Source organism: Winogradskyella helgolandensis (assembly GCF_013404085.1).
Lineage (GTDB): Bacteria > Bacteroidota > Bacteroidia > Flavobacteriales > Flavobacteriaceae > Winogradskyella > Winogradskyella helgolandensis.
In genome coordinates, this window is sequence record NZ_JABFHO010000001.1 from 1,879,295 (window position 1) to 1,905,411 (window position 26,117).

38 protein-coding genes are annotated in these 26,117 nt (G+C 33.7%); 36 read left to right on the forward strand and 2 right to left on the reverse strand.

The window, feature by feature from the left end:
- Positions 1 to 28: 28 nt before the first annotated feature.
- Entirely contained in the window at positions 29 to 1,717 is a 1,689-nt protein-coding gene (locus HM992_RS07600; protein ID WP_179319261.1) for a POTRA domain-containing protein, read from the reverse strand.
- A 177-nt stretch (positions 1,718 to 1,894) separates the two neighbouring features.
- Between HM992_RS07600 and rpsL the strand changes: the two genes are divergently transcribed.
- The 34 genes from rpsL to eno all read left to right on the forward strand — a co-directional run bounded on the left by rpsL (position 1,895) and on the right by eno (position 22,363).
- The gene (rpsL, locus tag HM992_RS07605) at positions 1,895 to 2,269 is read left to right on the forward strand and encodes a 30S ribosomal protein S12 (RefSeq protein WP_019386263.1); all 375 of its coding nucleotides are present in this window, start codon (positions 1,895 to 1,897) and stop codon (positions 2,267 to 2,269) included.
- 80 nt (positions 2,270 to 2,349) lie between these two features.
- Positions 2,350 to 2,826 carry a 30S ribosomal protein S7 gene (rpsG, locus tag HM992_RS07610; protein ID WP_178984421.1) on the forward strand — a complete coding sequence of 159 codons (477 nt, stop codon included), beginning with the start codon at positions 2,350 to 2,352 and terminating at the stop codon, positions 2,824 to 2,826.
- Positions 2,827 to 2,829: 3 nt separating this feature from the next.
- Positions 2,830 to 4,956, forward strand: coding sequence for an elongation factor G (gene fusA, locus HM992_RS07615; protein ID WP_178984422.1), 2,127 nt, complete (start codon positions 2,830 to 2,832; stop codon positions 4,954 to 4,956).
- 11 nt (positions 4,957 to 4,967) lie between these two features.
- Positions 4,968 to 5,273 (forward strand): 30S ribosomal protein S10, encoded by a 306-nt coding sequence (rpsJ, locus tag HM992_RS07620; RefSeq protein WP_007650482.1) that lies wholly within the window; start codon positions 4,968 to 4,970, stop codon positions 5,271 to 5,273.
- Positions 5,274 to 5,426: 153 nt separating this feature from the next.
- Positions 5,427 to 6,044 carry a 50S ribosomal protein L3 gene (gene rplC, locus HM992_RS07625; protein ID WP_178984423.1) on the forward strand — a complete coding sequence of 206 codons (618 nt, stop codon included), beginning with the start codon at positions 5,427 to 5,429 and terminating at the stop codon, positions 6,042 to 6,044.
- Positions 6,044 to 6,673, forward strand: a complete 630-nt coding sequence (gene rplD / locus HM992_RS07630) for a 50S ribosomal protein L4 (protein WP_178984424.1) — start codon at positions 6,044 to 6,046, stop codon at positions 6,671 to 6,673. The genes rplC and rplD overlap by 1 nt, the downstream gene beginning before the upstream one ends.
- A gap of 5 nt (positions 6,674 to 6,678) precedes the next feature.
- The gene (gene rplW, locus HM992_RS07635; RefSeq protein ID WP_178984425.1) at positions 6,679 to 6,969 is read left to right on the forward strand and encodes a 50S ribosomal protein L23; all 291 of its coding nucleotides are present in this window, start codon (positions 6,679 to 6,681) and stop codon (positions 6,967 to 6,969) included.
- 12 nt (positions 6,970 to 6,981) lie between these two features.
- Positions 6,982 to 7,809 carry a 50S ribosomal protein L2 gene (gene rplB, locus HM992_RS07640; RefSeq protein ID WP_178984426.1) on the forward strand — a complete coding sequence of 276 codons (828 nt, stop codon included), beginning with the start codon at positions 6,982 to 6,984 and terminating at the stop codon, positions 7,807 to 7,809.
- Positions 7,810 to 7,819: 10 nt separating this feature from the next.
- The gene (rpsS, locus tag HM992_RS07645) at positions 7,820 to 8,098 is read left to right on the forward strand and encodes a 30S ribosomal protein S19 (RefSeq protein WP_020897652.1); all 279 of its coding nucleotides are present in this window, start codon (positions 7,820 to 7,822) and stop codon (positions 8,096 to 8,098) included.
- Between the two features lie 5 nt (positions 8,099 to 8,103).
- Positions 8,104 to 8,511 (forward strand): 50S ribosomal protein L22, encoded by a 408-nt coding sequence (rplV, locus tag HM992_RS07650; RefSeq protein ID WP_178984427.1) that lies wholly within the window; start codon positions 8,104 to 8,106, stop codon positions 8,509 to 8,511.
- Between the two features lie 9 nt (positions 8,512 to 8,520).
- Complete coding sequence (rpsC, locus tag HM992_RS07655) at positions 8,521 to 9,240, forward strand: 30S ribosomal protein S3 (protein WP_092469496.1); 720 nt, start codon at positions 8,521 to 8,523, stop codon at positions 9,238 to 9,240.
- A gap of 20 nt (positions 9,241 to 9,260) precedes the next feature.
- Complete coding sequence (rplP, locus tag HM992_RS07660) at positions 9,261 to 9,680, forward strand: 50S ribosomal protein L16 (protein WP_092469498.1); 420 nt, start codon at positions 9,261 to 9,263, stop codon at positions 9,678 to 9,680.
- Between the two features lie 12 nt (positions 9,681 to 9,692).
- Complete coding sequence (gene rpmC, locus HM992_RS07665; RefSeq protein WP_178984428.1) at positions 9,693 to 9,884, forward strand: 50S ribosomal protein L29; 192 nt, start codon at positions 9,693 to 9,695, stop codon at positions 9,882 to 9,884.
- 17 nt (positions 9,885 to 9,901) lie between these two features.
- On the forward strand, positions 9,902 to 10,159 hold the full coding sequence (gene rpsQ / locus HM992_RS07670) for a 30S ribosomal protein S17 (RefSeq protein WP_092469501.1): 258 nt from the start codon (positions 9,902 to 9,904) through the stop codon (positions 10,157 to 10,159).
- Between the two features lie 2 nt (positions 10,160 to 10,161).
- Positions 10,162 to 10,530 carry a 50S ribosomal protein L14 gene (gene rplN / locus HM992_RS07675; RefSeq protein WP_178984429.1) on the forward strand — a complete coding sequence of 123 codons (369 nt, stop codon included), beginning with the start codon at positions 10,162 to 10,164 and terminating at the stop codon, positions 10,528 to 10,530.
- A 12-nt stretch (positions 10,531 to 10,542) separates the two neighbouring features.
- Positions 10,543 to 10,854, forward strand: a complete 312-nt coding sequence (gene rplX / locus HM992_RS07680) for a 50S ribosomal protein L24 (protein WP_092469505.1) — start codon at positions 10,543 to 10,545, stop codon at positions 10,852 to 10,854.
- Between the two features lie 2 nt (positions 10,855 to 10,856).
- Positions 10,857 to 11,408, forward strand: a complete 552-nt coding sequence (gene rplE / locus HM992_RS07685) for a 50S ribosomal protein L5 (protein ID WP_092469507.1) — start codon at positions 10,857 to 10,859, stop codon at positions 11,406 to 11,408.
- A 3-nt stretch (positions 11,409 to 11,411) separates the two neighbouring features.
- Positions 11,412 to 11,681, forward strand: coding sequence for a 30S ribosomal protein S14 (rpsN, locus tag HM992_RS07690; protein ID WP_020897643.1), 270 nt, complete (start codon positions 11,412 to 11,414; stop codon positions 11,679 to 11,681).
- 62 nt (positions 11,682 to 11,743) lie between these two features.
- Complete coding sequence (rpsH, locus tag HM992_RS07695; protein WP_178984430.1) at positions 11,744 to 12,142, forward strand: 30S ribosomal protein S8; 399 nt, start codon at positions 11,744 to 11,746, stop codon at positions 12,140 to 12,142.
- A 12-nt stretch (positions 12,143 to 12,154) separates the two neighbouring features.
- Positions 12,155 to 12,697, forward strand: coding sequence for a 50S ribosomal protein L6 (gene rplF / locus HM992_RS07700; RefSeq protein WP_178984431.1), 543 nt, complete (start codon positions 12,155 to 12,157; stop codon positions 12,695 to 12,697).
- 10 nt (positions 12,698 to 12,707) lie between these two features.
- The gene (gene rplR / locus HM992_RS07705) at positions 12,708 to 13,064 is read left to right on the forward strand and encodes a 50S ribosomal protein L18 (protein ID WP_178984432.1); all 357 of its coding nucleotides are present in this window, start codon (positions 12,708 to 12,710) and stop codon (positions 13,062 to 13,064) included.
- 6 nt (positions 13,065 to 13,070) lie between these two features.
- A complete protein-coding gene (gene rpsE / locus HM992_RS07710) occupies positions 13,071 to 13,595 on the forward strand; it encodes a 30S ribosomal protein S5 (protein ID WP_178984433.1) in 525 nt (174 codons plus the stop codon).
- Positions 13,596 to 13,606: 11 nt separating this feature from the next.
- Positions 13,607 to 13,786, forward strand: coding sequence for a 50S ribosomal protein L30 (gene rpmD / locus HM992_RS07715; RefSeq protein WP_092469517.1), 180 nt, complete (start codon positions 13,607 to 13,609; stop codon positions 13,784 to 13,786).
- A gap of 15 nt (positions 13,787 to 13,801) precedes the next feature.
- Positions 13,802 to 14,254 carry a 50S ribosomal protein L15 gene (gene rplO, locus HM992_RS07720; RefSeq protein ID WP_178984434.1) on the forward strand — a complete coding sequence of 151 codons (453 nt, stop codon included), beginning with the start codon at positions 13,802 to 13,804 and terminating at the stop codon, positions 14,252 to 14,254.
- A gap of 9 nt (positions 14,255 to 14,263) precedes the next feature.
- Positions 14,264 to 15,625: a preprotein translocase subunit SecY gene (gene secY / locus HM992_RS07725; protein ID WP_178984435.1), complete on the forward strand. Its 1,362-nt coding sequence runs from the start codon at positions 14,264 to 14,266 to the stop codon at positions 15,623 to 15,625.
- Positions 15,626 to 15,634: 9 nt separating this feature from the next.
- A complete protein-coding gene (gene infA, locus HM992_RS07730; RefSeq protein WP_007094967.1) occupies positions 15,635 to 15,850 on the forward strand; it encodes a translation initiation factor IF-1 in 216 nt (71 codons plus the stop codon).
- Between the two features lie 4 nt (positions 15,851 to 15,854).
- Positions 15,855 to 15,971 carry a type B 50S ribosomal protein L36 gene (gene ykgO, locus HM992_RS07735; RefSeq protein ID WP_008269159.1) on the forward strand — a complete coding sequence of 39 codons (117 nt, stop codon included), beginning with the start codon at positions 15,855 to 15,857 and terminating at the stop codon, positions 15,969 to 15,971.
- Between the two features lie 2 nt (positions 15,972 to 15,973).
- On the forward strand, positions 15,974 to 16,348 hold the full coding sequence (rpsM, locus tag HM992_RS07740; protein WP_020897635.1) for a 30S ribosomal protein S13: 375 nt from the start codon (positions 15,974 to 15,976) through the stop codon (positions 16,346 to 16,348).
- A 102-nt stretch (positions 16,349 to 16,450) separates the two neighbouring features.
- Entirely contained in the window at positions 16,451 to 16,834 is a 384-nt protein-coding gene (rpsK, locus tag HM992_RS07745) for a 30S ribosomal protein S11 (RefSeq protein ID WP_178984436.1), read from the forward strand.
- A gap of 240 nt (positions 16,835 to 17,074) precedes the next feature.
- A complete protein-coding gene (rpsD, locus tag HM992_RS07750) occupies positions 17,075 to 17,680 on the forward strand; it encodes a 30S ribosomal protein S4 (RefSeq protein ID WP_178984437.1) in 606 nt (201 codons plus the stop codon).
- A 93-nt stretch (positions 17,681 to 17,773) separates the two neighbouring features.
- On the forward strand, positions 17,774 to 18,766 hold the full coding sequence (locus tag HM992_RS07755; RefSeq protein ID WP_178984438.1) for a DNA-directed RNA polymerase subunit alpha: 993 nt from the start codon (positions 17,774 to 17,776) through the stop codon (positions 18,764 to 18,766).
- A 116-nt stretch (positions 18,767 to 18,882) separates the two neighbouring features.
- The gene (gene rplQ / locus HM992_RS07760; protein WP_178984439.1) at positions 18,883 to 19,365 is read left to right on the forward strand and encodes a 50S ribosomal protein L17; all 483 of its coding nucleotides are present in this window, start codon (positions 18,883 to 18,885) and stop codon (positions 19,363 to 19,365) included.
- A gap of 411 nt (positions 19,366 to 19,776) precedes the next feature.
- Positions 19,777 to 20,880: a glutamine-hydrolyzing carbamoyl-phosphate synthase small subunit gene (carA, locus tag HM992_RS07765; RefSeq protein ID WP_179319262.1), complete on the forward strand. Its 1,104-nt coding sequence runs from the start codon at positions 19,777 to 19,779 to the stop codon at positions 20,878 to 20,880.
- Between the two features lie 187 nt (positions 20,881 to 21,067).
- Positions 21,068 to 22,363: a phosphopyruvate hydratase gene (gene eno, locus HM992_RS07770; protein WP_179319263.1), complete on the forward strand. Its 1,296-nt coding sequence runs from the start codon at positions 21,068 to 21,070 to the stop codon at positions 22,361 to 22,363.
- A gap of 389 nt (positions 22,364 to 22,752) precedes the next feature.
- Here the strand turns inward: eno and HM992_RS07775 are convergent, their stop codons facing one another.
- Complete coding sequence (locus HM992_RS07775; protein WP_179319264.1) at positions 22,753 to 23,511, reverse strand: DUF481 domain-containing protein; 759 nt, start codon at positions 23,509 to 23,511, stop codon at positions 22,753 to 22,755.
- Between the two features lie 227 nt (positions 23,512 to 23,738).
- Here HM992_RS07775 and HM992_RS07780 point away from each other — a divergent pair, with 227 nt between their 5' ends.
- The gene (locus tag HM992_RS07780; RefSeq protein WP_178984443.1) at positions 23,739 to 25,025 is read left to right on the forward strand and encodes a citrate synthase; all 1,287 of its coding nucleotides are present in this window, start codon (positions 23,739 to 23,741) and stop codon (positions 25,023 to 25,025) included.
- A gap of 137 nt (positions 25,026 to 25,162) precedes the next feature.
- Entirely contained in the window at positions 25,163 to 26,074 is a 912-nt protein-coding gene (locus HM992_RS07785) for a dimethylarginine dimethylaminohydrolase family protein (RefSeq protein WP_178984444.1), read from the forward strand.
- Positions 26,075 to 26,117 lie beyond the last annotated feature (43 nt).

The following is a 26,117-nucleotide window of genomic DNA, read 5'->3' on the forward strand; positions in this document are numbered from 1 at the left end:
GTAAACTTACCGTATAAAATTGTTATTATTAAAAAGTAGCTGTTAAACTAATGTGAACTTTAGAATCTGATAATTTAAATTGTTGGTTTTCTGTCTTTCCGCTAGAGTAATTTAAACGGAAAAGTCCCGCATTAGTAAGTAAACCTAATCCAAAACCAAAACCATAGAGTTTTTCTTTAGTATTCGTAAGTTTATTTTCAAAATAGGCAGCATCTAAAACGGAATGTACATATATTGTAGAGCTTAATCGGTAGCGATATTCTGTGCTGAGTACACCGTATAAATTTGCCACTAAACTATTTTCTTCAAATCCTCGGATGGAGTTGATGCCGCCAAAACGAAACAGCTCATTGTCTAAATAATTATCCGATGTAAGCGTTGCTCCATTTAGTCTTGTGTAAATACTATTCTTATTATTAAGGTTGAAAATTTTATAAGTATCTAAAGTAAAAACATTTTGTTTTTCTTTTCCAACCTCATTAGTTCTGTTACCAAAACCAGAAGAAAAATCGAACCAAAAATTCACAGGAAATAAGGGGTCATAATACTGCGGTTTTGTGTAATTATAATGAAGCGTATAGTAATCGGATTTGTAATCGTTTAATATGTCAGTGTCATTTTCTAGTAGGTTGGTGGATGTAGTTGATGTAATGCCAATACCAATTTTTTGTTGTGCATTAACCTGGTAATTAATTTCAGCATATTGTTTAGCATTTAAAAACGTAGAATCCTTTCTAAAAAGATTAAGACCAACCTGAAGCCCAATAGGTGAACCAAATAAATATGGTAAATCGGCATCGACATTTATTGTTTGTTGATCTATTTCGTCGCTTTTATAGAAGAGACTTAAGGTTTCACCGTAATTAAGGTTGTTAATGAGTCGCAAATCTAAATACCCATCAAATTCAATTTTATTGGTGTTTTCATTCGTGCCAAAACCTAAAAAGCCATCAAAGTTGTTTGTCTTAATTTTTTCTACATATATATATAGTGTCGTTGAATCTTGAGTAAATAAGACTTCGGGTTCTTTTATCTTGGATGCAAAACGCAGTTCGTTTAATAATTCAATCTTTTGTTTAATAGCATTTAAGTTGAAAGATTTTCCAGTTTTTAACTTCATAAAATGCTTTAAATAAGACTTCGGAAACTTCTCGTAACCTTTAATTATGATATTGTCGATGCGTCTTTTTTGATTGGTTACAACTTCTAAATCTGCTGAAATTAATTCGGAAGAAGACTTTGAAATATTAATAAGTTGTAAAGTCGAAAACGGATCACCTTGTTCAGCAATTCTTGAGTTTAAGTTTTTTAAATAAGTTTCTAGCTCTATTATATTAAGCTCGAAGAAACCGTCCTCTGAATTATGATGGATAGACGACAATAATGCACTATTAAAAGTTGAATCATAATAGATTCTTATGTTATCTATTTTATTTCCTAATATTAGTTGAGCTTCAAAAAGTGTATCATTTTGTTTGGTAATGTTTTCAATAGAGGAATCAATAAAGCCTTGTTGTGTTAGTTTTTCTTTTAAAAGAATAATTTCTGTTTGTAAGCCATTATAATTAGTAAAGGTTTTTATATAACCTATAGAGTCAATAGTTTTAGTTGAAGTATCATTTTCTCCACTAATTTTTAAATTAATGGATTGTGCCTTGCCTTGATTTGACAAAATCAGTAGAAAAATAACAAAAATAATTCGGCTGTAAAAGGGCATGTAAACTATATAATAGATGTCTTATGGTAACGTAAAAATAAGTGATAATGTATAGTGATGAAATTAAAGTTTATAATTCTTTTAAAAATTAATTCCCAAGTATTTGAATTATAGATATAAATTACTACATTTGCACCCCTCAAAAGTGAGGATTAATAAATTTTTATATAGAAATATATGCCAACAATTTCACAATTAGTACGAAAAGGAAGAGCCAAAATAACCAAGAAGAGTAAATCGGCTGCTTTAGATTCGTGTCCTCAAAGACGTGGTGTATGTACTCGTGTTTATACAACGACACCTAAAAAACCTAACTCAGCAATGCGTAAGGTAGCAAGGGTTCGTTTAACAAACGGAAACGAAGTAAATGCATACATTGGTGGAGAAGGTCACAATTTACAAGAGCACTCGATAGTATTGGTTAGAGGTGGAAGGGTAAAAGATTTGCCAGGAGTTAGATATCACATCGTTCGTGGTGCTTTAGATACAGCAGGTGTATCAGGAAGAACACAACGTAGATCTAAGTATGGTGCAAAACGCCCTAAGAAGTAAAATTAAAGTTAGAGGTTGAGAGCTTGAAGATTTAATTCTGATAGTAAAAGACTAAAGACTAAAAAACTCAAAAAGAAGACATGAGAAAAAGAGCAGCAAAAAAGAGACCGCTTTTACCAGATCCAAGGTTTAATGATCAGTTAGTGACACGTTTTGTTAACATGATGATGTGGGATGGTAAGAAGTCTGTAGCTTTTAAAGTATTCTATGATGCAATTGATATTGTTGAAGAGAAAAAAAATGATGACGAAAAAACAGCTTTAGAAATTTGGAAAGAAGCTTTATCTAACGTAATGCCTCACGTAGAAGTGCGTAGTCGTCGTGTTGGTGGTGCTACATTCCAGATTCCAATGCAGATTCGTCCAGACCGTAAGGTTTCAACTGCGATGAAATGGTTAATTAGCTTTTCACGTAAAAGAAACGAAAAATCTATGGCGCAACGTTTAGCGGCAGAAGTTTTAGCAGCAGCTAAAGAAGAAGGAGCAGCAGTTAAGAAAAGAACTGATACTCATAAGATGGCAGAAGCAAATAAAGCATTCTCACACTTTAGATTTTAAGAAATGGCAAGAGATTTAAAATTAACAAGAAATATAGGAATTGCTGCTCACATTGATGCTGGTAAAACAACAACAACAGAGCGTATTCTTTTTTATACAGGAGTTTCGCACAAAATTGGAGAAGTACATGATGGTGCTTCTACAATGGACTGGATGGAGCAAGAAGCAGAAAGAGGTATTACAATTACTTCTGCTGCAACTACTTGTGACTGGACATTTCCTAAAGAAAATGGTGAGCCAACGGCTGAAGCTCAAGATTACCATTTTAACATTATTGATACACCTGGTCACGTAGATTTTACGGTTGAAGTAAACCGTTCGTTACGTGTGTTGGATGGTTTGGTATTCTTATTTAGTGCAGTTGATGGTGTTGAGCCACAATCTGAAACTAACTGGAGACTAGCAGATAACTATAAAGTTCCAAGAATTGGTTTCGTTAACAAAATGGACCGTCAAGGATCTGACTTTTTAGGAGTTTGTCAGCAAGTAAAAGATATGTTGAAGTCTAACGCAGTGCCAATTGTTTTAAACATTGGTGATGAAGATGATTTTAAAGGTATTGTAGATTTAGTTAAAAACAGAGCTATTGTATGGCATGATGATAATTTCGGATCTACATTCGATGTTGTGCCAATTCCTGAAGACATGAAAGATGAAGTACGTAAGTATCGTGCTTTATTAATTGAAGAGGTAGCTGGCTATGATGAGAACTTATTAGAGAAATTCATGGAAGATGAAGACTCTATTACAGAAGACGAGGTGCACGCTGCACTTAGAGCTGCTGTAATGGATATGGCTATCATTCCTATGGTTTGTGGTTCTTCATTTAAAAATAAGGGTGTTCAATTCTTATTAGATGCTGTTTGTCGTTACTTGCCTTCACCAATGGATAAAGAAGGTGTAGTTGGTGTTAATCCTGACACAGAGAAAGAAGAAATTCGTAAGCCAAGTGTAAAAGAACCATTTGCAGCTTTAGCATTTAAAATTGCAACTGATCCTTTCGTAGGTCGTTTAGCCTTTTTTAGAGCGTATTCTGGTCGTTTAGATGCAGGTTCTTACGTTTTAAATAACCGTTCAGGTAAAAAAGAGCGTATTTCTCGTATTTATCAAATGCATGCTAATAAGCAAAATGCAATTGATTATATAGAAGCGGGAGATATTGGAGCTGCTGTTGGATTTAAATCTATTAAAACAGGAGATACACTTACAGATGAAAAACATCCTATTGTTTTAGAATCTATGGACTTCCCTGATCCAGTAATTGGTATTGCGGTTGAACCTAAGACTAAAGCAGATGTTGATAAATTGGGTATGGGCTTAGCTAAATTAGCTGAGGAAGATCCTACATTTACAGTGAGAAGTGACGAAGCTTCAGGACAGACAATTATTTCTGGAATGGGTGAATTACACTTAGATATTATTGTAGATCGTTTAAGAAGAGAATTTAAAGTTGAGGTTAACCAAGGTCAGCCACAAGTTGAATATAAAGAAGCTATTACACAATCTGCGGATCATAGAGAAGTTTATAAGAAACAATCTGGTGGTCGTGGTAAGTTTGCTGATATCGTGTTTACGATTGAGCCAGCGGACGAAGGTGTTGTAGGATTACAGTTTGAATCTGTAATTAAAGGTGGTAACGTTCCTAAAGAATTTATACCTTCAATTGAAAAAGGATTCAAAATGGCAATGCAGAACGGACCATTAGCAGGTTTTGAAGTAGATGCAATGAAAGTAACATTGAGAGATGGATCTTATCATGATGTCGATTCAGATCAACTATCTTTCGAATTAGCAGCAAAATTAGGATTTAAAAATTCTGCAAGAGCAGCTAAGGCGGTTATAATGGAGCCAATCATGAAGCTTGAGGTGATTACACCAGAAGAAAACATGGGTGATATTGTTGGTGATTTAAACAGAAGAAGAGGTCAAATGAGTAGTATGGGTGACAGAGCTGGTGCAAAAACTGTAAAAGCTACTGTGCCATTATCTGAAATGTTTGGTTATGTAACTACATTAAGAACATTATCTTCAGGTAGAGCAACATCTACAATGGAATTTTCACACTATGCAGAAACACCTAAAAATGTTTCAGAAGAAGTAATTGCAGCAGCTAAAGGCGTTGAATCGTAAATCTTAATAAAATGAGTCAAAAAATCAGAATAAAATTAAAATCTTACGATCACAACTTAGTGGACAAGTCTGCTGATAAGATTGTAAAAACAGTAAAAAGTACAGGTGCAGTAGTAACAGGACCAATTCCATTACCAACTCACAAAAAGATTTTCACTGTATTACGTTCACCACACGTAAATAAGAAGTCTAGAGAACAATTTCAATTAAGCTCTTACAAGCGTTTATTAGATATTTACTCTTCATCTTCTAAAACAATTGATGCTTTAATGAAACTTGAATTACCAAGTGGAGTAGAAGTTGAGATCAAAGTGTAATTACACAGTAACATGTCCTAAGCTGCGAGCGAAGGAAAAACGGTAAAATACAATTCAAGGCTGAAACGTATTTTCGGCCTTGAGTTTTATATATGGTAAAGACAACTTGTGTTGTCATTACAAAATTTAATTAATAATAAATAAATAATAATTATGTCTGGGTTAATTGGAAAAAAAATCGGTATGACCAGCATTTTCGATGAAAATGGGAAGAACATTCCTTGTACAGTAATCGAAGCTGGACCATGTATCGTTACCCAAGTCAGAACTGAAGAAGTGGATGGTTATTCTGCACTTCAATTAGGTTTCGATGACGCGACAGAAAAAAGCGCTACTAAAGCAGACTTAGGTCATGCTAAAAAAGCGGGTACTTCTGTAAAACGCAAAGTTGTTGAATTCAAAGGTTTTGATTCGGAGTACAAATTAGGTGATTCTATCACTGTAGAACAATTTATTGAAGGTGAATTTGTGGATGTTGCAGGTACTTCTAAAGGTAAAGGTTTTCAAGGTGTAGTAAAGCGTCACGGATTCGGTGGTGTAGGTCAAGCAACGCATGGTCAACATAACCGTTTAAGAGCTCCTGGTTCTATTGGTGCAGCTTCTTATCCTGCGAGAGTATTCAAAGGAATGAAGATGGCCGGAAGAATGGGTGGAGACACAGTTAAAGTTCAAAATTTAAGAGTTTACAAAGTAGTTCCAGAAAAGAACTTGCTAGTGGTAAAAGGATGTGTTCCTGGTCACAAGAATTCTTATGTAATCATTGAGAAATAATGAAGATAGCAGTTTTAGATATAAACGGAAAAGATACGGGTAGACAAGCAGAGCTTTCTAAAGACGTATTCGCTATAGAGCCTAATAATCACGCTGTCTATTTAGATGTTAAGCAATACTTAGCAAATCAAAGACAAGGGACGCATAAGGCAAAAGAAAGAGCAGATATCTCTGGTAGTACACGTAAGATAAAGAAACAGAAAGGTACTGGTACTGCAAGAGCAGGTAGTATTAAGTCTGGTGTATTTAGAGGTGGTGGTCGTATGTTTGGTCCTAGACCAAGAAATTATGGTTTTAAATTAAATAAAAACCTTAAGCGATTAGCACGTAGATCTGCATTAAGTATTAAAGCAAATGATAAGTCAATTTTAGTAATGGAAGACTTCAATTTTGAAGCCCCTAAGACTAAAAATTTCTTGAATGTTTTAAAGGCTTTAGAGGTTGAAAACAAAAAATCTCTTATTGTGTTGGGTGGTACAAATAATAATGTATATTTGTCCTCACGCAATTTTAAAGGTTCTGAAGTTATAACTGCTTCGGAATTAAGTACTTATAAGATTATGAATGCTAATAAAGTGATTCTAATTGAAAGTGCATTAGAAGGAATTGAATCGAATTTAAGTAAATAGAACAGATGAGTATCTTAAAAAAACCTATAATCACAGAAAAGGCGACCATGCAAAGTGAGTCGTTAAATGCTTTTGCATTTGAAGTGAATCCTAAGGCGAACAAGGTAGAAATCAAAAAAGCGGTGGAAGCTGCTTATGGAGTTTCTGTTGAAAAAGTTCGTACAATAAATGTCCGTCCAGATCGTAAGACCAAGTTTACAAAAACTGGTGTTCAACATGGTAAAACAAATGCTATTAAAAAAGCAATTGTACAACTGGCGGAAGGTGAAACAATAGATTTATACACTAACATGTAATTTTAGACATTAATGTCAGTAAGAAAATTAAAACCGATCACATCAGGTCAGCGATTTAGAGTAGTAAATGGATTCGATGCCATTACTACTGATAAGCCGGAGAAAAGCTTGCTTGCTCCGAAAAAGAGATCTGGTGGTAGAAACAATCGAGGAAAAATGACAATTCGCCAAGTAGGTGGAGGTCATAAGAAGAGGTATCGTATTATCGATTTCAAACGTAACAAAGCTGGTGTACCTGGTGAAGTTAAGTCAATTGAATACGATCCAAACAGAACAGCATTTATTGCGCTATTAAACTACCAAGATGGTGAGAAACGTTACGTTATCGCTCAAAATGGTTTACAAGTAGGGCAAAATATAGTGTCTGGTGAAACAGGTATCGCTCCAGAAATTGGAAATGCAATGCCTTTAAGTGAAATACCATTAGGAACAATTATTTCTTGTATTGAGTTACGTCCTGGTCAAGGTGCTGTAATGGCTCGTAGTGCTGGTGCATTTGCTCAATTAATGGCAAGAGGTGATAAATTTGCTACAGTAAAATTACCGTCTGGTGAAACTAGAATGATTCTAGTAACTTGTATGGCAACTATTGGTGCGATTTCGAATTCAGATCATCAATTATTAGTATCTGGTAAAGCAGGTAGAAGTAGATGGTTAGGTAGACGTCCAAGAGTAAGACCAGTAGTGATGAACCCAGTCGATCACCCAATGGGTGGTGGTGAAGGTAAATCTTCAGGTGGTCATCCAAGAAATAGAAACGGTGTTCCTGCTAAAGGATTTAGAACACGTTCTAAGACTAAGTCGAGTAATAAGTATATTGTAGAACGTAGAAAGAAATAATTAAGATAGTATGGCACGTTCATTAAAAAAAGGACCTTATATCCACTATAAATTAGATAAGAAAGTTGCAGAAAATGTAGCTTCAAACAAAAAGACGGTGATCAAAACTTGGTCTAGAGCTTCAATGATTTCTCCGGATTTCGTTGGGCAAACTATAGCAGTTCACAATGGTCGTCAATTTGTTCCAGTATTTGTTACTGAAAATATGGTAGGTCATAAATTAGGAGAATTTTCACCAACACGATCTTTTAGAGGTCATGCAGGTGCTAAGAATAAAGGTAAAAAATAAGAATCATGGGAAGTCGTAAAAAACAAATGGCGGAAGCTATTAAAGCCGAGAAAAAGCAGGTTGCTTTTGCAAAGCTAAATAACTGTCCTACATCTCCAAGAAAAATGCGTTTAGTTGCGGATTTGGTTAGAGGTCAAAAGGCAGAGAAAGCTCTTCAGATTCTTAGATTTAGTCAAAAAGAAGCGTCTCGTCGTTTAGAGAAACTTGTAATGTCTGCAATTGCAAACTGGCAAGCTAAAAACGAAGATGCTGATGTTGAAGAGGCTAAATTGTTTATCAAAGAAATTAGAGTAGATGGTGGTTCTATGTTAAAGAGATTGCGTCCAGCACCTCAAGGTAGAGCACACAGAATTAGAAAAAGATCTAACCACGTAACTGTGGTAGTAGATGCAATCAACAAAACACAAAGCTAAGATAGAGATATGGGACAAAAGACAAATCCAATCGGAAATCGCTTAGGAATTATCAGAGGATGGGAATCTAACTGGTACGGAGGAAACGATTATGGTGATAAACTTGCCGAAGACGATAAGATTAGAAAGTATATTCATGCTCGTCTATCTAAAGCTAGTGTAAGTAGAGTAATTATTGAGCGTACGCTTAAACTTGTAACCGTTACTATAACTACTGCTAGACCTGGTATTATTATCGGGAAAGGTGGCCAAGAAGTAGATAAGTTAAAAGAAGAGCTTAAGAAAATTACTGGCAAAGAAGTTCAATTGAACATCTTTGAAATTAAGAGACCTGAACTAGATGCATTTTTAGTAGCAGCAAGTGTTGCTCGTCAAATTGAAAGCCGAATTTCATACAGACGTGCAATAAAAATGGCTATTGCCGCTGCCATCCGTATGAATGCTGAGGGAATTAAAATTCAGATTAGTGGTCGTTTAAATGGTGCTGAAATGGCACGATCAGAACACTATAAAGAAGGACGTATTCCTTTGTCTACTTTTAGAGCAGATATTGATTATGCTTTAGTAGAAGCACATACTACTTATGGTAGATTGGGCATCAAAGTTTGGATAATGAAAGGCGAAGTATATGGTAAAAGAGAACTTTCTCCATTAGTCGGTTTATCTAAACAACAAAAAGGTAAAGGTGGACGTGGTGGAAACAAGAACCAATCTCGTCGTAGAAAGTAATTTTTTAAAGAAAAGACAAAATGTTACAGCCTAAAAGAACAAAATTTCGTAAGCAGCAAAAAGGACGTATGAAAGGAAATGCGGGAAGAGGTCATTTGTTATCAAATGGTACTTTCGGTATTAAATCATTAGACTCGTCGTTTATTACTGCACGTCAAATAGAAGCAGCGCGTATTGCCGCTACTCGTTTTATGAAAAGAGAAGGATCGTTATGGATTAAGATATTTCCAGACAAGCCTATTACAAAGAAACCTCTTGAAGTACGTATGGGTAAAGGTAAAGGTGCCGTAGAATATTGGGCAGCAGTGGTGAAACCAGGACGTATGTTATTTGAAATAAGTGGAGTGCCATTAGAAACAGCTCAAGAAGCGCTTCGATTAGCAGCTCAGAAACTTCCTGTAAAAACTAAGTTTATCATAGCTAGAGATTACGAAGCTTAATATAAAGATATTATGAAGCAATCAGAAATTAAACAGCTTTCAATAGCTGAGTTACAAGAGAAACTTAGTGAATCTAAAAAGAGTTATAGTGACCTAAAAATGGCACATACTATTTCTCCATTAGATAACCCAATTCAGTTACGAGTTGCACGTCGCGCAGTAGCTAGAGTGGCAACAGAATTAACTAAAAGAGACGTACAATAATCGTATTCTGCTGAAAGATGGAAAAAAGAAACTTAAGAAAAGAACGTATAGGGATCGTAACGAGTAACAAAATGGAGAAATCTATTGTTGTGGCTGAAGTTAAGAAGGTAAAACACCCTATGTATGGAAAATTCGTGTTAAAGACAAAGAAATATGTCGCACACGATGAGACAAACGACTGCAACGAAGGAGATACAGTAAAGATCATGGAAACACGACCTTTAAGTAAATCTAAATGTTGGAGATTAGTAGAAATAATTGAAAGAGCGAAGTAATTATGTTACAACAAGAATCAAGATTAAAAGTAGCTGATAACACTGGTGCAAAGGAAGTATTAACTATCCGTGTATTAGGTGGGACTAAAAGAAGGTATGCTTCTGTAGGAGATAAAATTGTAGTATCTGTAAAAGATGCAACACCAAACGGTGCCATTAAAAAAGGTGCAGTTTCTACAGCAGTAGTTGTACGTACAGCTAAAGAAGTAAGACGTCCAGATGGATCTTACATTAGATTTGACGATAATGCATGTGTACTTTTAAATCCTCAAGGGGAGATGAGAGGAACTCGTGTTTTCGGTCCTGTAGCAAGAGAACTTCGTGATAAACAATTCATGAAAATAGTATCATTAGCACCAGAAGTGCTTTAATTGATAAATAAAATGACAAAGCTTAAAATAAAATCAGGAGATACAGTAAAAGTTATTGCTGGTGATCACAAAGGATCAGAAGGTAAAGTGCTTAAAGTATTAATAGATAAGAACAAAGCCATCGTAGAAGGAGTGAACATGGTTAAGAAACATACTAAACCAAGTGCACAAAGTCCTCAAGGTGGAATTGTAGAGAAAGAAGCATCTATTCATATTTCAAACTTATCGTTGTTAACTTCAAAAGGAGAAACAACAAGAGTGGGTTATAAAATGGATGGAGATAATAAAGTGAGATTTTCTAAAAAATCTAATGAAGTAATTTAATTATGGCTTACGTTGCAAGATTAAAACAAGAGTATAAGGACAAAATTGTTTCTGCTCTTACGGAAGAATTTGGATATAAAAATGTAATGCAAGTACCTAAACTTACTAAGATAGTAATATCTAAAGGTGTTGGTGCTGCTGTTGCGGATAAGAAATTAATCGATCACGCAGTAGAAGAACTTACAAAAATATCTGGACAGAAAGCTATACACACAATGTCTAAGAAGGATGTTGCTTCTTTTAAGTTACGTAAAGGGATGCCAATTGGTGCCAAAGTAACTTTAAGAGGAGAACAAATGTATGAATTCTTAGATCGTTTGGTGACTTCAGCTTTACCACGTGTTAGAGATTTTAACGGTATTAAAGCTACAGGTTTTGATGGACGTGGAAATTATAACTTAGGTGTTACAGAACAAATTATATTCCCAGAAATAGATATTGACAAAGTCAATAAAATTTCAGGAATGGATATTACATTTGTGACTTCTGCTGAAACCGATAAGGAAGCAAAGTCATTATTAACAGAACTAGGATTACCTTTTAAAAAGAATTAAATTATGGCTAAAGAATCAATGAAAGCCCGTGAGGTTAAGCGTTCTAAAACGGTAGCTAAATATGCAGAAAAACGTAAAGCTTTGAAAGAAGCTGGCGATTATGAAGCATTACAAAAGTTACCAAAAAATGCTTCTCCAATACGTCAGCACAACCGTTGTAAACTTACAGGAAGACCTAAAGGTTACATGAGACAATTTGGTATTTCTCGTGTAATGTTCAGAGAAATGGCTAACCAAGGTTTAATTCCTGGTGTCAGAAAAGCAAGTTGGTAAAATTATAAATTGGTTTCAGGTTTAGCAATAGTGCTGAAAACCGCTACCGCAAATTAATACATATGAACACAGATCCAATAGCGGATTATTTAACGCGAGTTAGAAACGCAGTTAAGGCAAATCACAGAGTGGTTGAGATTCCTGCATCTAACTTAAAAAAAGAAATAACTAAGATTTTATTCGATCAAGGATTTATCTTAAGTTATAAATTTGACGATTCTTCAGTACAAGGTACTATCAAAATTGCTTTGAAGTACAATAAAGACACTAAAGAATCTGTCATCAAAAAAATTCAAAGAATTAGTAAACCAGGTTTACGTAAATATGCTTCTTCTAACGAGATGCCAAGAATCCTTAATGGATTAGGTATTGCAATCGTTTCTACGTCTCACGGTGTGATGACAGGTAAACAAGCGCAGAGAGAAAATGTTGGTGGAGAAGTTTTATGTTACGTATACTAAAAACAGGAAATTATGTCAAGAATAGGTAAAAACCCAATAACAGTTCCTGAAGGTGTAACAGTTGAGATTAAGGATAACGTAATTACTGCAAAAGGTAAATTAGGTGAGTTAACTCAAGAATATTCGGAAATTGAAATTAAATTAGAAGATGGTACTATTACATTAGAGCGTACTTCTGATAAAAAAGATTTAAGAGCAAAACATGGTCTTTATAGAGCATTAATTGCTAATATGATAGAAGGTGTATCTAAAGGTTGGACCAAAGAACTAGAGTTAGTTGGTGTAGGATATAGAGCATCTAATCAAGGGCAGAAATTAGATTTAGCCGTAGGATTTTCTCATAATATCGTTTTGGACATTGCTCCAGAAGTAACAGTAGAGACAATCTCAGAAAAAGGTAAAAATCCAAGAGTTAAATTAACGTCTTTTGACAAACAATTAGTAGGCCAAGTTGCTGCAAAGATTCGTGGTTTTAGAAGACCTGAACCTTACAAAGGAAAAGGTATTAAGTTTGTTGGTGAAGAAATTAGAAGAAAAGCAGGTAAATCAGCTTAATAATTAAGTTATGGCATTGACAAAGAACGAAAGAAGAATAAGAATAAAAAACAGAATCCGTAAGGTAGTGTCTGGTACGGCAACGAAACCAAGATTAGCTGTTTTTAGAAGTAATAAAGAAATTTATGCTCAGATCGTAGATGATGTAACTGGTAAAACTTTAGCTGCTGCATCTTCAAGAGATAAGGACATTGTAAAGTCTAAAGGAAACAAGACAGAAGTTGCTACATTAGTAGGTAAGTCTGTTGGTGAAAAAGCTATGAAGGCTGGTGTTGAAACTATTTCTTTTGATAGAGGTGGTTACTTATATCATGGAAGAGTAAAATCATTAGCAGAAGGTGCTAGAGAAGCAGGACTTAAATTTTAAGACATTATGTATCAAAAATATAAAAACGCAGAGCTTGTTAAACCAAGCGGATTAGAATTAAAAGATCGCTTAGTTGGCGTTCAGCGTGTAACTAAAGTAACAAAAGGTGGTAGAGCATTTGGTTTTTCTGCAATTGTTGTTGTAGGTGACGAAACAAATGTTGTAGGACAAGGTTTAGGAAAATCTAAAGATGTAGCTACTGCAATTGCAAAAGCTATAGAAGATGCTAAGAAAAACTTAGTAAGAATTCCTATTCTTAAAGGTACAATTCCACACGAACAAAAAGGTAAGTATGGTGGTGCTAGAGTTAACATTATTCCAGCTGCACCTGGTACAGGTGTAATTGCAGGTGGTGCGGTAAGAATTGTTCTTGAAGCAGTAGGTGTACACGATGTATTATCTAAGTCACAAGGATCTTCTAACCCTCATAATGTAGTTAAGGCAACTTTTGATGCTTTATTACAGTTAAGAGATGCTAAGTCTGTAGCTAAAGAGCGTGGAATTTCACTTGAAAAAGTATTTAACGGATAATCAAGGACAAGATGGCAAAGATTAAAGTAACTAAAGTAAAAAGTGCAATCAATCGTACTAAAAGACAAAAGCTAACATTAGAAGCTTTAGGTTTAAATAAGATTGGTCAAGTAAAAGAGCACGAAGCTACATCAAGTATTCTTGGTATGGTTAGGAAAGTTGAACACTTAGTTTCTGTAGAAGAAGCTTAATAATATAACTTAACAATGGATTTAAGTAATTTAAAACCTGCAGAAGGTTCAGTAAAAAATCAAGGAAAGCGTATTGGACGTGGACAAGGTTCTGGTAAAGGTGGTACTGCAACTCGTGGTCACAAAGGAGCAAAGTCGCGTTCAGGTTATTCTAAGAAATTAGGATTTGAAGGTGGTCAAATGCCATTACAAAGACGTGTTCCTAAATTTGGATTTACAAATATTAACAGAGTAGAATATCAAGGTATTAACTTAGATACTTTACAGAAGTTAGTAGATGAAAAAGTAATTAAGGATAGTGTTGATTTTGAAACTCTATTATCTTTAGGATTAGCTGGTAAAAACGAGCTTGTAAAAATCTTAGGTAGAGGCGAGTTAAAATCAAAATTAACAGTAACTGCTCATAAATTTACTGCTACGGCAAAAGCTGCTATTGAAGCTGCTGGTGGTGAAGCTGTAACTTTATAAGATTATAGGATGAAAATAATAGAAACATTAAAAAACGTTTGGAAAATCACAGAGCTTAAGGATAGGATTATCTTAACTTTAGGTTTGTTATTAGTGTATCGTTTTGGTGCTCAGGTAGTATTGCCTGGTATTAATATTGATTCATTAGGTGGTTTACAAGCTGGTATGGATGGTGGTATATTAGGATTGTTAAATGCATTTACAGGTGGAGCTTTTGCTAACGCCTCAGTATTTGCATTAGGTATTATGCCTTACATTTCTGCTTCCATTGTTGTTCAATTAATGGGTATTGCGATTCCTTACTTACAGAAACTTCAGAAAGAAGGAGCTAGTGGTCAGAAGAAAATCACTCAAATTACACGTTGGTTAACTATCGGTATTTGTTTGGTACAAGCACCTGGTTATTTGGCTAGTATTCCTAGTTTATCTGGTTCATCTTCTATGAGTGCTATGTTAGTTCCTGGTTTTAGTGAAAATATATTCTATTTCTCTTCAGTAGTTATTTTAGTAACAGGTTGTGTATTCGCAATGTGGTTAGGTGAAAAAATTACAGATAAAGGGATTGGTAATGGTATTTCATTATTAATTATGGTTGGTATCATCGCTACTTTGCCACAAGCATTTATTCAAAATGCAGCTTCTAGATTAGAAGGTAATGGTGGATTTATGATGATATTAATAGAAATGGTAATATGGTTCTTAATTATATTAGCATCTGTATTCTTAGTAATGGCGGTTAGAAAGATTGCCGTTCAGTATGCACGAAGAACTGCATCTGGTGGTTACGAAAAGAATGTATTCGGTTCACGTCAGTTTTTACCATTGAAGCTTAACGCATCTGGTGTAATGCCAATTATCTTTGCACAAGCAATTATGTTTGTTCCTAGTTTAATAGGTGGTTCTGCTTGGTTAAAAGATACTAACGCAGGAGTTTGGATGCAATCTAACTTCGCTGACATGTTTGGATTTTGGTACAATTTAATGTTTGCTTTATTAATCATAATATTTACATATTTTTATACGGCTATTACAGTACCAACAAACAAAATGGCTGATGATTTAAAACGTAGCGGTGGATTTATTCCAGGTATACGTCCAGGATCAGAAACCTCTGAATATTTAGACAAAATTATGTCACAGATAACCTTACCAGGTTCTATATTTCTAGCGTTAGTTGCTGTTTTTCCAGCATTTGTTATGAATTTAATGAGCGTGCAAGCTGGTTGGGCATTGTTCTTTGGTGGTACATCACTATTAATTATGGTTGGTGTTGCTATTGATACAATGCAACAGATTAATTCTTATTTATTAAATAAGCATTATGATGGCTTGATGAAAACAGGTAAGAACAGAAAAGCAGTGGCGCAATAAGATTTAATTATGGCAAAACAAGCAGCAATAGAACAAGACGGAACAATTATAGAAGCATTATCAAATGCTATGTTTCGTGTTGAATTAGAAAATGGTCATATAGTGACTGCACATATCTCTGGTAAGATGCGTATGCATTACATTAAGTTGTTACCTGGAGATAAAGTGAAATTAGAAATGAGTCCTTACGATTTAACGAAGGCTCGCATAACATATAGATACTAATACGATGAAAGTTAGAGCATCAGTAAAGAAAAGAAGCGCAGACTGTAAGTTGGTGCGCAGAAAAGGTAGACTTTACGTCATTAACAAAAAGAATCCTAGATTCAAACAAAGACAAGGGTAATTATGGCAAGAATTGCAGGTGTAGACATACCAAAACAGAAAAGAGGAGTTATCTCTTTAACTTATATCTACGGAGTAGGTAGAAGTAGATCTCAAGAAATTTTAGCAGCTGCTAAAGTTGATGAGAACACAAAAGTACAAGATTGGACTGACGACGAAATTGGAGCAATCCGTGAAGCTGTTGGAACTTTTAAAATTGAAGGTGAATTACGTTCTGAAACACAAATGAACATTAAGCGATTAATGGATATTGGATGTTACAGAGGTATTCGTCATAGAGTTGGACTTCCATTAAGAGGTCAACGTACTAAGAATAACTCACGTACTAGAAAAGGAAGACGTAAAACAGTTGCTAACAAGAAGAAAGTAACTAAGTAATAAATAGTCTTTAGTCTATTAGACGTTGGAAAGAATCTGTTTGAAATTTAACGGTTTAGGATTCTAGCGACTATAAACTAATACTAAAAGCTAAAATATAAAATGGCAAAGGCAAGTATAAAAAAACGTAAAGTTATAGTTGATGCAATAGGAGAAGCACATATCACAGCTTCTTTTAACAACATTATTATCTCTTTAACAAACAAAAAAGGTGACGTTATTTCTTGGTCATCAGCTGGTAAAATGGGCTTTAGAGGTTCTAAAAAGAACACTCCATACGCTGCTCAATTAGCTGCAGAAGATGCTTCGGCAGTAGCTAAAGAAGCTGGTTTAAAGAAAGTGAAAGTATACGTTAAAGGACCTGGTAACGGTAGAGAATCTGCAATCAGATCTATACATAATGCAGGTATTGAAGTTTCAGAAATTATTGATGTAACTCCATTACCACATAACGGTTGTCGTCCACCAAAAAGACGTAGAGTTTAAGTTCTGCTGAACGAGCTTCAGTATCTGAATTCTATTCGGATATCTAACTAATTTTAGTTAGAAAAACTCACGCGAATTTTTTAATAAACTAATATCTCACAATTTTGTGCTGATATTAGTTTATTTTGTATAAATTTGCAAACTGAAAAATTATTAACAAGTATCAACAAGAGATCAACGATTTTTGAAGGATAAGATTAAGACCTTAATTCATTTATCACTCTTAAAAAACAATTTAAAATGGCAAGATATACTGGTCCTAAAACTAAAATAGCCCGTAAATTCGGACAAGCTATCTTCGGAGACGACAAAGCCTTCGAAAAAAGAAATTATCCTCCAGGACAACACGGAAACAACCGTCGTCGTGGTAAAAAATCTGAATACTCAATTCAGTTAATGGAGAAGCAAAAAGCTAAATATACTTATGGTATTTTAGAAAAGCAATTCAGAAACATGTTTAAAAGAGCAACTTCTGCTAAAGGAATTACAGGTGAAGTATTACTTCAATTTTGTGAGTCTCGTTTAGACAACGTTGTATTTAGAATGGGTATCTCTCCTTCAAGAAGTGGAGCTAGACAATTAGTATCTCACAGACATATTACAGTAAATGGTGAAAAGGTAAATATTCCTTCTTACCAATTAAAAGCTGGTGATGTTGTAGGTGTTAGAGAAAAATCTAAATCATTAGAAGCTATTCAAAGTTCATTATCTAATTCTAGTAATGTTTACGAATGGATTACATGGAATAATGGATCAATGGAAGGTACTTATGTTGCTGTTCCTGCTAGAATTCAGATTCCAGAACAAATCAACGAGCAATTAATCGTTGAACTTTACTCTAAATAATAAATTAATCATATTGGTATTTGGCCAAAGGGTTTATAGTCTTCTTCATACTTATAAACCGCGCAACTAAATAACAATTAAAACGAAGAACATATGGCAATATTAAATTTTCAGAAACCAGATAAAGTAATCATGATTGATTCTACTGATTTCGAAGGTAAATTTGAATTTAGACCTTTAGAACCAGGATACGGATTAACAGTTGGTAATGCTTTAAGAAGAGTTTTATTATCTTCTTTAGAAGGTTTTGCAATCACATCAGTGAGAATAGAAAGTGTAGATCACGAATTTTCTACTATCGCAGGTGTTGTAGAAGATGTTACTGAAATGATTTTGAACTTAAAGCAAGTTAACTTTAAGCGTCAAATTGATGAAGTTGATAACGAAACTGTTACAATTTCTATCTCAGGACAAAATCAAATTACAGCTGGTGATTTTCAGAAGTTTATTTCTGGATTCCAAGTATTAAATACGGATTTAGTAATCTGTAACTTAGATCCTAAAGTAAACATCAATATGGAATTGACTATTGAAAAAGGAAGAGGTTATGTTCCTGCAGAAGAAAATAAAAAAGCTTCAGCAGCAGTTGGTACTATCTTTACAGATTCAATTTTTACACCAATTCAGAATGTAAAATATGCTATCGAAAACTTCCGTGTTGAGCAAAAAACGGATTACGAAAAATTAGTTTTTGAAATCAGAACTGATGGATCAATCAATCCTAAAGATGCTTTAACAGAAGCTGCTAAAATATTAATTCACCACTTCATGTTATTCTCTGATGAGCGTATCACTTTAGAAGCTGATGAAATTGCACAGACTGAAACTTATGATGAAGAATCACTTCACATGAGACAACTATTGAAAACTAAATTAGTTGATATGGATCTTTCTGTACGTGCGCTTAATTGTTTAAAAGCTGCAGAAGTAGATACTTTAGGAGACTTAGTATCATTCAATAAAAACGATTTAATGAAATTCAGAAACTTCGGTAAGAAGTCTTTAACTGAGCTAGAAGAGCTAGTAAATGTTAAGGGTTTAAACTTCGGAATGGATTTAAGTAAATATAAATTAGATAAAGACTAAATATAGTATGCCATTCCTGTTTTTATGGGAATGGCATTCATATTTAAAATAATTATTATTAATCATATTTTGCTCCTCAAAAAAGAGTTTGGTAGCAAGATGATAAAACAAGAGTCATGAGACACGGAAAAAAATTCAACCACTTAGGTAGACAAACAGCACACAGAAAGTCAATGTTAGCAAATATGGCTTGTTCTTTAATAGAGCACAAGCGTATTAACACTACCGTTGCTAAAGCGAAAGCTTTAAAGCAGTTTGTAGAGCCTATGATTACAAAATCTAAAACAGATACAACACACAACAGACGTATTGTTATGGCTAAGCTAAGACAAACAGAAGTAGTTGCTGAATTGTTTAGAGATGTAGCACCAAAGATTGGTGATCGTCCAGGTGGTTATACACGTATCATTAAATTAGGAAACAGATTAGGTGATAATGCAGATATGGCAATGATAGAATTAGTTGATTACAACGAAATCTACAACGCTGACAAAGCACCTAAGAAAACAACTCGTAGAAGTAGAAGAGGAGGAAGTAAGGCTGCAGCTACTGCACCTGCTGCTACTGAAACTAAAGCTTCAAACGAAGAAGAAGAATAGTAAATATGCTAACGAAAGTTCGAGATGATTTTCAATTCAATGTGAATAAAAAATTTGCACTGGCTTTCGCATTACACAAATCTCGATTATCGAGTGTTAATAAGCATTAATAAATATAAAGGATAGACTGTTTCAGTTTATCCTTTTTTTTTGGATTTTTGCAAAGTAAAATAGAATGCTTTGGGCGTTACCCAACAAGTTTATAAAAAAAAAACTTATTCGGTCGCGCTTTCACTACTCGCTCTCTGCGAGGAGCTCAAACAAACCGTTCTAATACGAAGTATTCACGATTTCGAATATATAAAATGAAATTATGAGTAATCGCTAACGCAATCTTAGGTTGTAATTAGCCTAAAATAAAACGAGTAAAAACATCGATTTAATAGCACTAAACGACTCAACGCAACAACAATGAAATACAAACAAAGAAAAAAAGCCCTTATTCTTTTAGCAGACGGAACAATTTTTCATGGTAAATCTATAGGAAAAGAAGGTTCTGCTTTTGGTGAAGTTTGTTTTAATACTGGTACTACAGGTTATCAAGAAATCTTTACAGATCCTTCGTATTACGGACAATTAATGGTAACGACCAATGTACATATTGGTAATTACGGCACCAAAGAAGACGAAGTAGAATCTGATGATGTTAAAATAGCGGGTTTAATATGTAAAAACTTTAGCTTTAATTATTCTAGACCTGCAGCAGATGCGTCTTTAGAAGAATTCTTCGAAAAGAACAATACCTTAGCTATTGCAGATGTAGACACTAGAGCATTGGTAAGCTACATTAGAGATAATGGAGCTATGAATGCCGTAATTACAACTGAGGTTGATAATATTGAAGCGCTTAAAACACAATTAGCAGAATTCCCTTCAATGAAAGGTTTAGAATTGGCATCTAAAGTGTCAACCAAGGAGCCTTATTTTGTTGGTGATGAAAATGCGACTTATAAAATTGCAGCTTTAGATATTGGAATCAAGAAAAACATTCTTAGAAATTTAGCAAAGCGCGATGCTTACATTAAAGTTTTTCCATACAATGCAAAGTTTGAAGACTTAGAGGCATTCAATCCAGATGGGTATTTCTTATCTAATGGACCTGGTGATCCAGAGCCGTTATCAGATGCTATCAGTTTAGCTAAAGACATTATAGCGAAAAACAAACCATTATTCGGAATCTGTTTAGGGCATCAAGTGATTGCTTTGGCCAATGGAATTTCAACTTACAAAATGCATAACGGTCATAGAGGGATTAATCATCCGGTTAAAAATTTAATGACAGGTAAAGGAGAAATCACATCTCAAAATCATGGATTTGCTATTAACAGAGAAGAAACTGAAGCCAATGATAATGTAGAAATTACGCATGTTCATTTAAATGATCATACGGTTGCTGGGATAAAGATAAAAGATAAAAACTGTTTTTCAGTTCAGTACCACCCAGAAGCAAGTCCTGGACCAAATGATTCACTATATCTATTTGATCAATTTATAGAGAATATTAAAAATAAATAATACCAAAAACGCAATAAAACATCATTTTTATTGCGTTTTTTTAGTTACGAAATCATTATCGTAATCATTAATCATAAATATGATTTTTGTCAAGTTTTACGCCAGAGATTTTCGTAAATTTGGGTACCTAAAAAGGTTTACTAACCTTGTTAGCTTTAAAATAATAGATAACTTAAATTAAGAAATAATGAGCATTATTATCAATGTACACGCAAGACAAATTTTTGATTCCAGAGGAAATCCAACAGTAGAAGTTGATGTTACCACAGAAAACGGTATAATGGGAAGAGCAGCTGTGCCATCTGGTGCATCTACTGGAGAGCATGAAGCTGTTGAGTTAAGAGATGGAGGAGATACTTACATGGGTAAAGGTGTTTTAAAAGCTGTTGAAAATGTAAACTCTACAATTGCTCAAGAATTATTAGGAGTTTCTGTTTTCGAACAAAATGCTATTGATCAAATGATGATTGATTTAGATGGTACGCCAAACAAATCAAAATTAGGTGCTAATGCCATTTTAGGTGTGTCTTTAGCAGTTGCTAAAGCAGCAGCTAATGAATTAGGTATGCCATTATACAGATATGTTGGTGGAGTTTCAGCAAATACATTACCATTACCAATGATGAACATTATTAATGGTGGTTCTCATAGTGATGCGCCAATCGCGTTTCAAGAATTTATGATTATGCCTGTAAAAGCGAAGAACTTTACACATGCGATGCAAATGGGAACTGAGATTTTCCATAATCTTAAAAAAGTATTACACGATAGAGATTTAAGTACAGCAGTTGGTGATGAAGGTGGATTTGCACCTAACTTACCAGGAGGTACTGAAGATGCATTAGATACTATAGCAAAAGCAGTAGAAAATGCTGGATATAAATTTGGAGACGAAGTAAAAATCGCTTTAGATTGTGCAGCCGCAGAATTTTTTGTTGATGGTAAGTACGATTATAAGAAATTTGAAGGTGATTCTGGTGTTATCAGAACAAGTAAGGAACAAGCTGAATATTTAGCTGAATTAGCTGGTAAATATCCTATTATTTCTATTGAAGATGGTATGGATGAAAACGACTGGGAAGGTTTTAAATATTTAACTGAATTAATTGGAGATAAAGTGCAATTAGTTGGTGATGATTTATTTGTAACTAATGTAGAGCGTTTAGAAAGAGGTATTAAAGAAGGTATTGCTAATTCTATTTTAATTAAAGTAAACCAAATTGGTACATTAACTGAAACAATTGCAGCAGTAAACATGGCACACAATGCAGGTTACACTTCTGTAATGTCTCACAGATCTGGTGAAACAGAAGATAATACTATTGCCGATTTAGCTGTAGCATTAAACTGTGGACAGATTAAAACAGGTTCTGCGTCTCGTAGTGATCGTATGGCTAAGTACAACCAATTATTACGTATTGAAGAAGAATTAGGAAGCGTTGCTTATTTCCCTGGAGAAAATGCTTTTAAAGTGAAAGCATAAGTTTTCAAACTTAATATAAATACTAAACCATCTAAAATATTAAATTTTAGATGGTTTTTTTATGTTTTAAATGTCATAAGATTGCAACAGTTTTTTTATAACTATGTTGTCCTTTAATCTTCCAGAGAAGATGAAACATTTTTACAACAAGAAAACAGAATTAAAAAAATAAATCCGAGGTTCTGCCGAAATTATAACTGAAGATTTGAGATTGATAGAACGTTTCTTTTATCAGTTTAGAGAAGTTTTAAACCGAAATTAGTAGCTATTAGCTATATATAATTATCGCTTCTTTATATATCTTTCTGCTAGGTACAATTATTTCAACAGTTAGCTGCAATGGAGTCTTGACTTTTGGTTCTAAAAGCGCTGCGGTCTAAAATCTTTTTTCAATCAAACGTATAAACAATACCATTAGTCAACTCATATTGCGTCTTAGGAATACCGATAATAGGATCCGTATCAAAATTATAAGTGAATGACGTTTTAAATAATAGATTCTTTAAAACTTTAATACCGATTGATGTTTGATTAGAAATTCTAAAATCTGAAAATTGTTTTAGTAAAGGTTGGTAGTATGTTGTACTTACTAATGATATATTTTCTAAAGGATACAAGCTGCAAGAAAAGTAGACACTACCTCTAAAATCCCTTAAGATTTCTATATTTTGAACTGAAGATTCTTCGTGCTCAAACATTAAAAGTGTGCCTAAATAAAACCGATAATTATCATTTTTAGAGAGTTTAAATCGAGGACCAGAACCTACTAACCCTCTAAATTTGATATCTGAAATAGCATCATACTGACTTTGCGCAAAAATTTCAAGCTTTAAACGTTCGGTAATTTTTCTGTTATATCTAATATGCTGAATGCCTTTATTTACAAATGAATTGTCTTCAATCTGTTCAAGCTTTAAATCATTAATAAAAAGGTATAGGTTTTTATCTGTATTATATTGAAGTCTCAAATTGTTAGTGATTTTAAAAATGGACTGTGTGTTTTTAATAAGTCCAATATCTAAACTTGCTGATCCAGACCATTTTGATGTATCAGAAACACGTCTTAAAGATTCTACGTTCACAATTTGTGAGTGAATTTTATTAAATCCAATAAGCGATAAAAATAGAATTATAATAGAATGCTTCATAGTTTTAAATAAGGGCAAAAATACTAAACTCATTTTTTACTTTTTGGTTTTGTGAAATAGAAAAGGTCACTTGCTTGAACAACAATTTTTCAATTTTCAAACAAAAAAAAATGGAATTATATTGAATTGATAGAAATTGTTAAAACCATTATAAATCTGCTTTCTAAATCGTTTGATATTTCGTAAATTTACAATCCTTATAATTTATTAAAATCCGAAAAGAAAATATGTCAGATAAAGCTACATTAGAAATTAATGGTGAAAAATATGATTTACCTATCACTATTGGAACTGAAAAAGAAGTTGCGATAGATATTAAAAGTTTGAGAACTGCAACAAATGGTGTGATTACATTAGATCCTGGTTTTAAAAATACAGGAAGTTGTGAAAGTGCTATAACATTTCTAGATGGTGAAAAAGGCATATTAAGATATAGAGGTTACTCCATTGAAGAACTTGCCGAAAAAGCTGATTTTTTAGAGGTCGTTTTCTTACTAATATTTGGTGAATTACCAAATAAAAAGGAATTAGATAAGTTTCACGAAGATATTAAATCGCATTCGGTTGTAGATGATGATTTAAAAAAGATATTAGATGCTTTTCCTAAGTCAGCACATCCAATGGGTGTTTTATCTTCATTAACAAGTGCGCTTACGGCATTTTATCCATCTTCTGTAAATGTAGCATCAGAAGAAGCGATGTATAATTCTATTGTAACGATTTTAGGTAAATTCCCTGTTATTGTAGCTTGGACTATGCGTAAAAAACAAGGTTTACCATTAGAATATGGAGATGATAATTTGGGCTATGTTGAGAATATTCTTAAAATGATGTTTAAGAGTCCAAATAGTGAGTACAAACAAAATCCAATTCTTGTTAATGCTTTAGATAAACTTTTAATCTTACACGCAGATCATGAGCAAAATTGTTCTACATCTACTGTAAGAATTACAGGATCATCACATGCAGGACTTTTTGTGTCATTGGCTTCAGGTATTTCTGCACTTTGGGGACCATTGCATGGTGGTGCTAACCAAGCTGTTTTAGAAATGTTGGTGTCTATACAAAATGATGGTGGTGATACTAAAAAATATATGGCAAAAGCTAAGGATAAAAATGATCCTTTCCGTTTAATGGGCTTTGGTCATCGTGTTTATAAGAATTTTGATCCTAGAGCAAAGATTATAAAAGTTGCGGCAGACGAATTATTGGCAGACTTAGGAATTGATGATCCAATTTTAGAGATTGCAAAAGGATTAGAAAAAGAAGCTTTAGAGGATCCTTATTTTGTAGATAGAAAATTATATCCAAACGTTGATTTTTATTCAGGTATTATTTATAGAGCTATGGGAATTCCGGTAGAAATGTTTACCGTAATGTTTGCCTTAGGTCGATTACCTGGTTGGATAGCACAATGGAAAGAAATGAGACGAAATAATGAGCCAATCGGTCGTCCAAGACAGTTATATATTGGTGAAACATACAGACCTTTTAAAGCGATTGACAATAGATAAATATTTATTATAAATTTATAAAAGCTTCATACGTATTATGAAGCTTTTTTTTTAGTCTCAATTTAATAAAGCAGCCATTATAAAATCATAATATGGATGTTCTACGAGACGGTTAAATAAATAACTAATTTTAGCATATGAAGTTAAACATACAAAATGAAACATCCCGACTTAGAGCTGTTGTATTAGGTACAGCCGAAAGTGTGGGTTCTATTCCGTCAATTGACGAGGCTTATGATCCTAAATCTATACAGCATATAAAAGCAGGCACGTACCCTGTAGAAGATGATATGCAAAAGGAAATGGATGCTGTTGCTAAAGTATTTGAAAAATATGATGTAACGGTTTATAGACCAGAAGTAATAAAAGATTACAACCAAATATTCTCAAGAGATATCGCTTTTGTTATCGATGACAAATTTATTAAAGCAAATATATTGCCAGATCGTGAACGTGAGTACGAAGCCATTCATCATGTGATAGAGGAGATAGGTGAGGATAATATAATCATACTTCCAGAGGAATGCCATGTAGAAGGAGGTGATGTAATGCCTTGTAATGATTTTATATTTATCGGAACCTATTCTGGCGCAGATTATTCAGATTTTATTACAGCAAGAACAAATATGGATGCTGTAATTGCAATACAGGAATTATTTCCTCATAAAACAGTTAAGGCTTTTGAATTACGAAAGTCTAACATAGATCCAAAAGAAAACGCGCTTCATTTAGATTGCTGCTTTCAACCTATAGGAAAAGATAAAGCGATACTTCATAAAAATGGATTCTTAATTGAAAGGGAATATGAATGGTTATTGAATTTCTTCGGGAAAGAAAATGTGTTCGAAATTACAAAAGAGGAAATGTATAGTATGAATAGTAATGTGTTTTCGATTTCGGAAGATGTTATTATTTCTGAAAAAAACTTTACCCGACTAAATACTTGGTTGCGAGAAAATGGCTTTACCGTTGAAGAAGTTCCTTATGCAGAGATTGCGAAACAAGAAGGCTTACTGCGTTGTTCTACAATGCCTTTGATAAGGGATTAACTTATTTGTTACAATTATAAGAGTAAAATATTTAGAAATTACA

Coding starts and splice junctions, on each gene's coding strand:
- rplD (WP_178984424.1), top strand. CDS start 6,044: ATGAAGATAGCAGTTTTAGATATAAACGGAAAAGATACGGGTAGACAA.
- rpsM (WP_020897635.1), top strand. CDS start 15,974: ATGGCAAGAATTGCAGGTGTAGACATACCAAAACAGAAAAGAGGAGTT.
- rpsC (WP_092469496.1), top strand. CDS start 8,521: ATGGGACAAAAGACAAATCCAATCGGAAATCGCTTAGGAATTATCAGA.
- HM992_RS07755 (WP_178984438.1), top strand. CDS start 17,774: ATGGCAATATTAAATTTTCAGAAACCAGATAAAGTAATCATGATTGAT.
- rpsN (WP_020897643.1), top strand. CDS start 11,412: ATGGCTAAAGAATCAATGAAAGCCCGTGAGGTTAAGCGTTCTAAAACG.
- carA (WP_179319262.1), top strand. CDS start 19,777: ATGAAATACAAACAAAGAAAAAAAGCCCTTATTCTTTTAGCAGACGGA.
- rplV (WP_178984427.1), top strand. CDS start 8,104: ATGGGAAGTCGTAAAAAACAAATGGCGGAAGCTATTAAAGCCGAGAAA.
- fusA (WP_178984422.1), top strand. CDS start 2,830: ATGGCAAGAGATTTAAAATTAACAAGAAATATAGGAATTGCTGCTCAC.
- rpsG (WP_178984421.1), top strand. CDS start 2,350: ATGAGAAAAAGAGCAGCAAAAAAGAGACCGCTTTTACCAGATCCAAGG.
- HM992_RS07775 (WP_179319264.1), bottom strand. CDS start 23,511: ATGAAGCATTCTATTATAATTCTATTTTTATCGCTTATTGGATTTAAT.
- secY (WP_178984435.1), top strand. CDS start 14,264: ATGAAAATAATAGAAACATTAAAAAACGTTTGGAAAATCACAGAGCTT.
- rpmC (WP_178984428.1), top strand. CDS start 9,693: ATGAAGCAATCAGAAATTAAACAGCTTTCAATAGCTGAGTTACAAGAG.
- rpsJ (WP_007650482.1), top strand. CDS start 4,968: ATGAGTCAAAAAATCAGAATAAAATTAAAATCTTACGATCACAACTTA.
- eno (WP_179319263.1), top strand. CDS start 21,068: ATGAGCATTATTATCAATGTACACGCAAGACAAATTTTTGATTCCAGA.
- HM992_RS07780 (WP_178984443.1), top strand. CDS start 23,739: ATGTCAGATAAAGCTACATTAGAAATTAATGGTGAAAAATATGATTTA.
- rpsK (WP_178984436.1), top strand. CDS start 16,451: ATGGCAAAGGCAAGTATAAAAAAACGTAAAGTTATAGTTGATGCAATA.
- HM992_RS07600 (WP_179319261.1), bottom strand. CDS start 1,717: ATGCCCTTTTACAGCCGAATTATTTTTGTTATTTTTCTACTGATTTTG.
- rplQ (WP_178984439.1), top strand. CDS start 18,883: ATGAGACACGGAAAAAAATTCAACCACTTAGGTAGACAAACAGCACAC.
- rpmD (WP_092469517.1), top strand. CDS start 13,607: ATGGCAAAGATTAAAGTAACTAAAGTAAAAAGTGCAATCAATCGTACT.
- rplR (WP_178984432.1), top strand. CDS start 12,708: ATGGCATTGACAAAGAACGAAAGAAGAATAAGAATAAAAAACAGAATC.
- rpsQ (WP_092469501.1), top strand. CDS start 9,902: ATGGAAAAAAGAAACTTAAGAAAAGAACGTATAGGGATCGTAACGAGT.
- rpsS (WP_020897652.1), top strand. CDS start 7,820: ATGGCACGTTCATTAAAAAAAGGACCTTATATCCACTATAAATTAGAT.
- rpsL (WP_019386263.1), top strand. CDS start 1,895: ATGCCAACAATTTCACAATTAGTACGAAAAGGAAGAGCCAAAATAACC.
- rplE (WP_092469507.1), top strand. CDS start 10,857: ATGGCTTACGTTGCAAGATTAAAACAAGAGTATAAGGACAAAATTGTT.
- rplX (WP_092469505.1), top strand. CDS start 10,543: ATGACAAAGCTTAAAATAAAATCAGGAGATACAGTAAAAGTTATTGCT.
- HM992_RS07785 (WP_178984444.1), top strand. CDS start 25,163: ATGAAGTTAAACATACAAAATGAAACATCCCGACTTAGAGCTGTTGTA.
- rplP (WP_092469498.1), top strand. CDS start 9,261: ATGTTACAGCCTAAAAGAACAAAATTTCGTAAGCAGCAAAAAGGACGT.
- rpsD (WP_178984437.1), top strand. CDS start 17,075: ATGGCAAGATATACTGGTCCTAAAACTAAAATAGCCCGTAAATTCGGA.
- rpsE (WP_178984433.1), top strand. CDS start 13,071: ATGTATCAAAAATATAAAAACGCAGAGCTTGTTAAACCAAGCGGATTA.
- rplF (WP_178984431.1), top strand. CDS start 12,155: ATGTCAAGAATAGGTAAAAACCCAATAACAGTTCCTGAAGGTGTAACA.
- rpsH (WP_178984430.1), top strand. CDS start 11,744: ATGAACACAGATCCAATAGCGGATTATTTAACGCGAGTTAGAAACGCA.
- rplN (WP_178984429.1), top strand. CDS start 10,162: ATGTTACAACAAGAATCAAGATTAAAAGTAGCTGATAACACTGGTGCA.
- rplB (WP_178984426.1), top strand. CDS start 6,982: ATGTCAGTAAGAAAATTAAAACCGATCACATCAGGTCAGCGATTTAGA.
- rplW (WP_178984425.1), top strand. CDS start 6,679: ATGAGTATCTTAAAAAAACCTATAATCACAGAAAAGGCGACCATGCAA.
- rplC (WP_178984423.1), top strand. CDS start 5,427: ATGTCTGGGTTAATTGGAAAAAAAATCGGTATGACCAGCATTTTCGAT.
- ykgO (WP_008269159.1), top strand. CDS start 15,855: ATGAAAGTTAGAGCATCAGTAAAGAAAAGAAGCGCAGACTGTAAGTTG.
- infA (WP_007094967.1), top strand. CDS start 15,635: ATGGCAAAACAAGCAGCAATAGAACAAGACGGAACAATTATAGAAGCA.
- rplO (WP_178984434.1), top strand. CDS start 13,802: ATGGATTTAAGTAATTTAAAACCTGCAGAAGGTTCAGTAAAAAATCAA.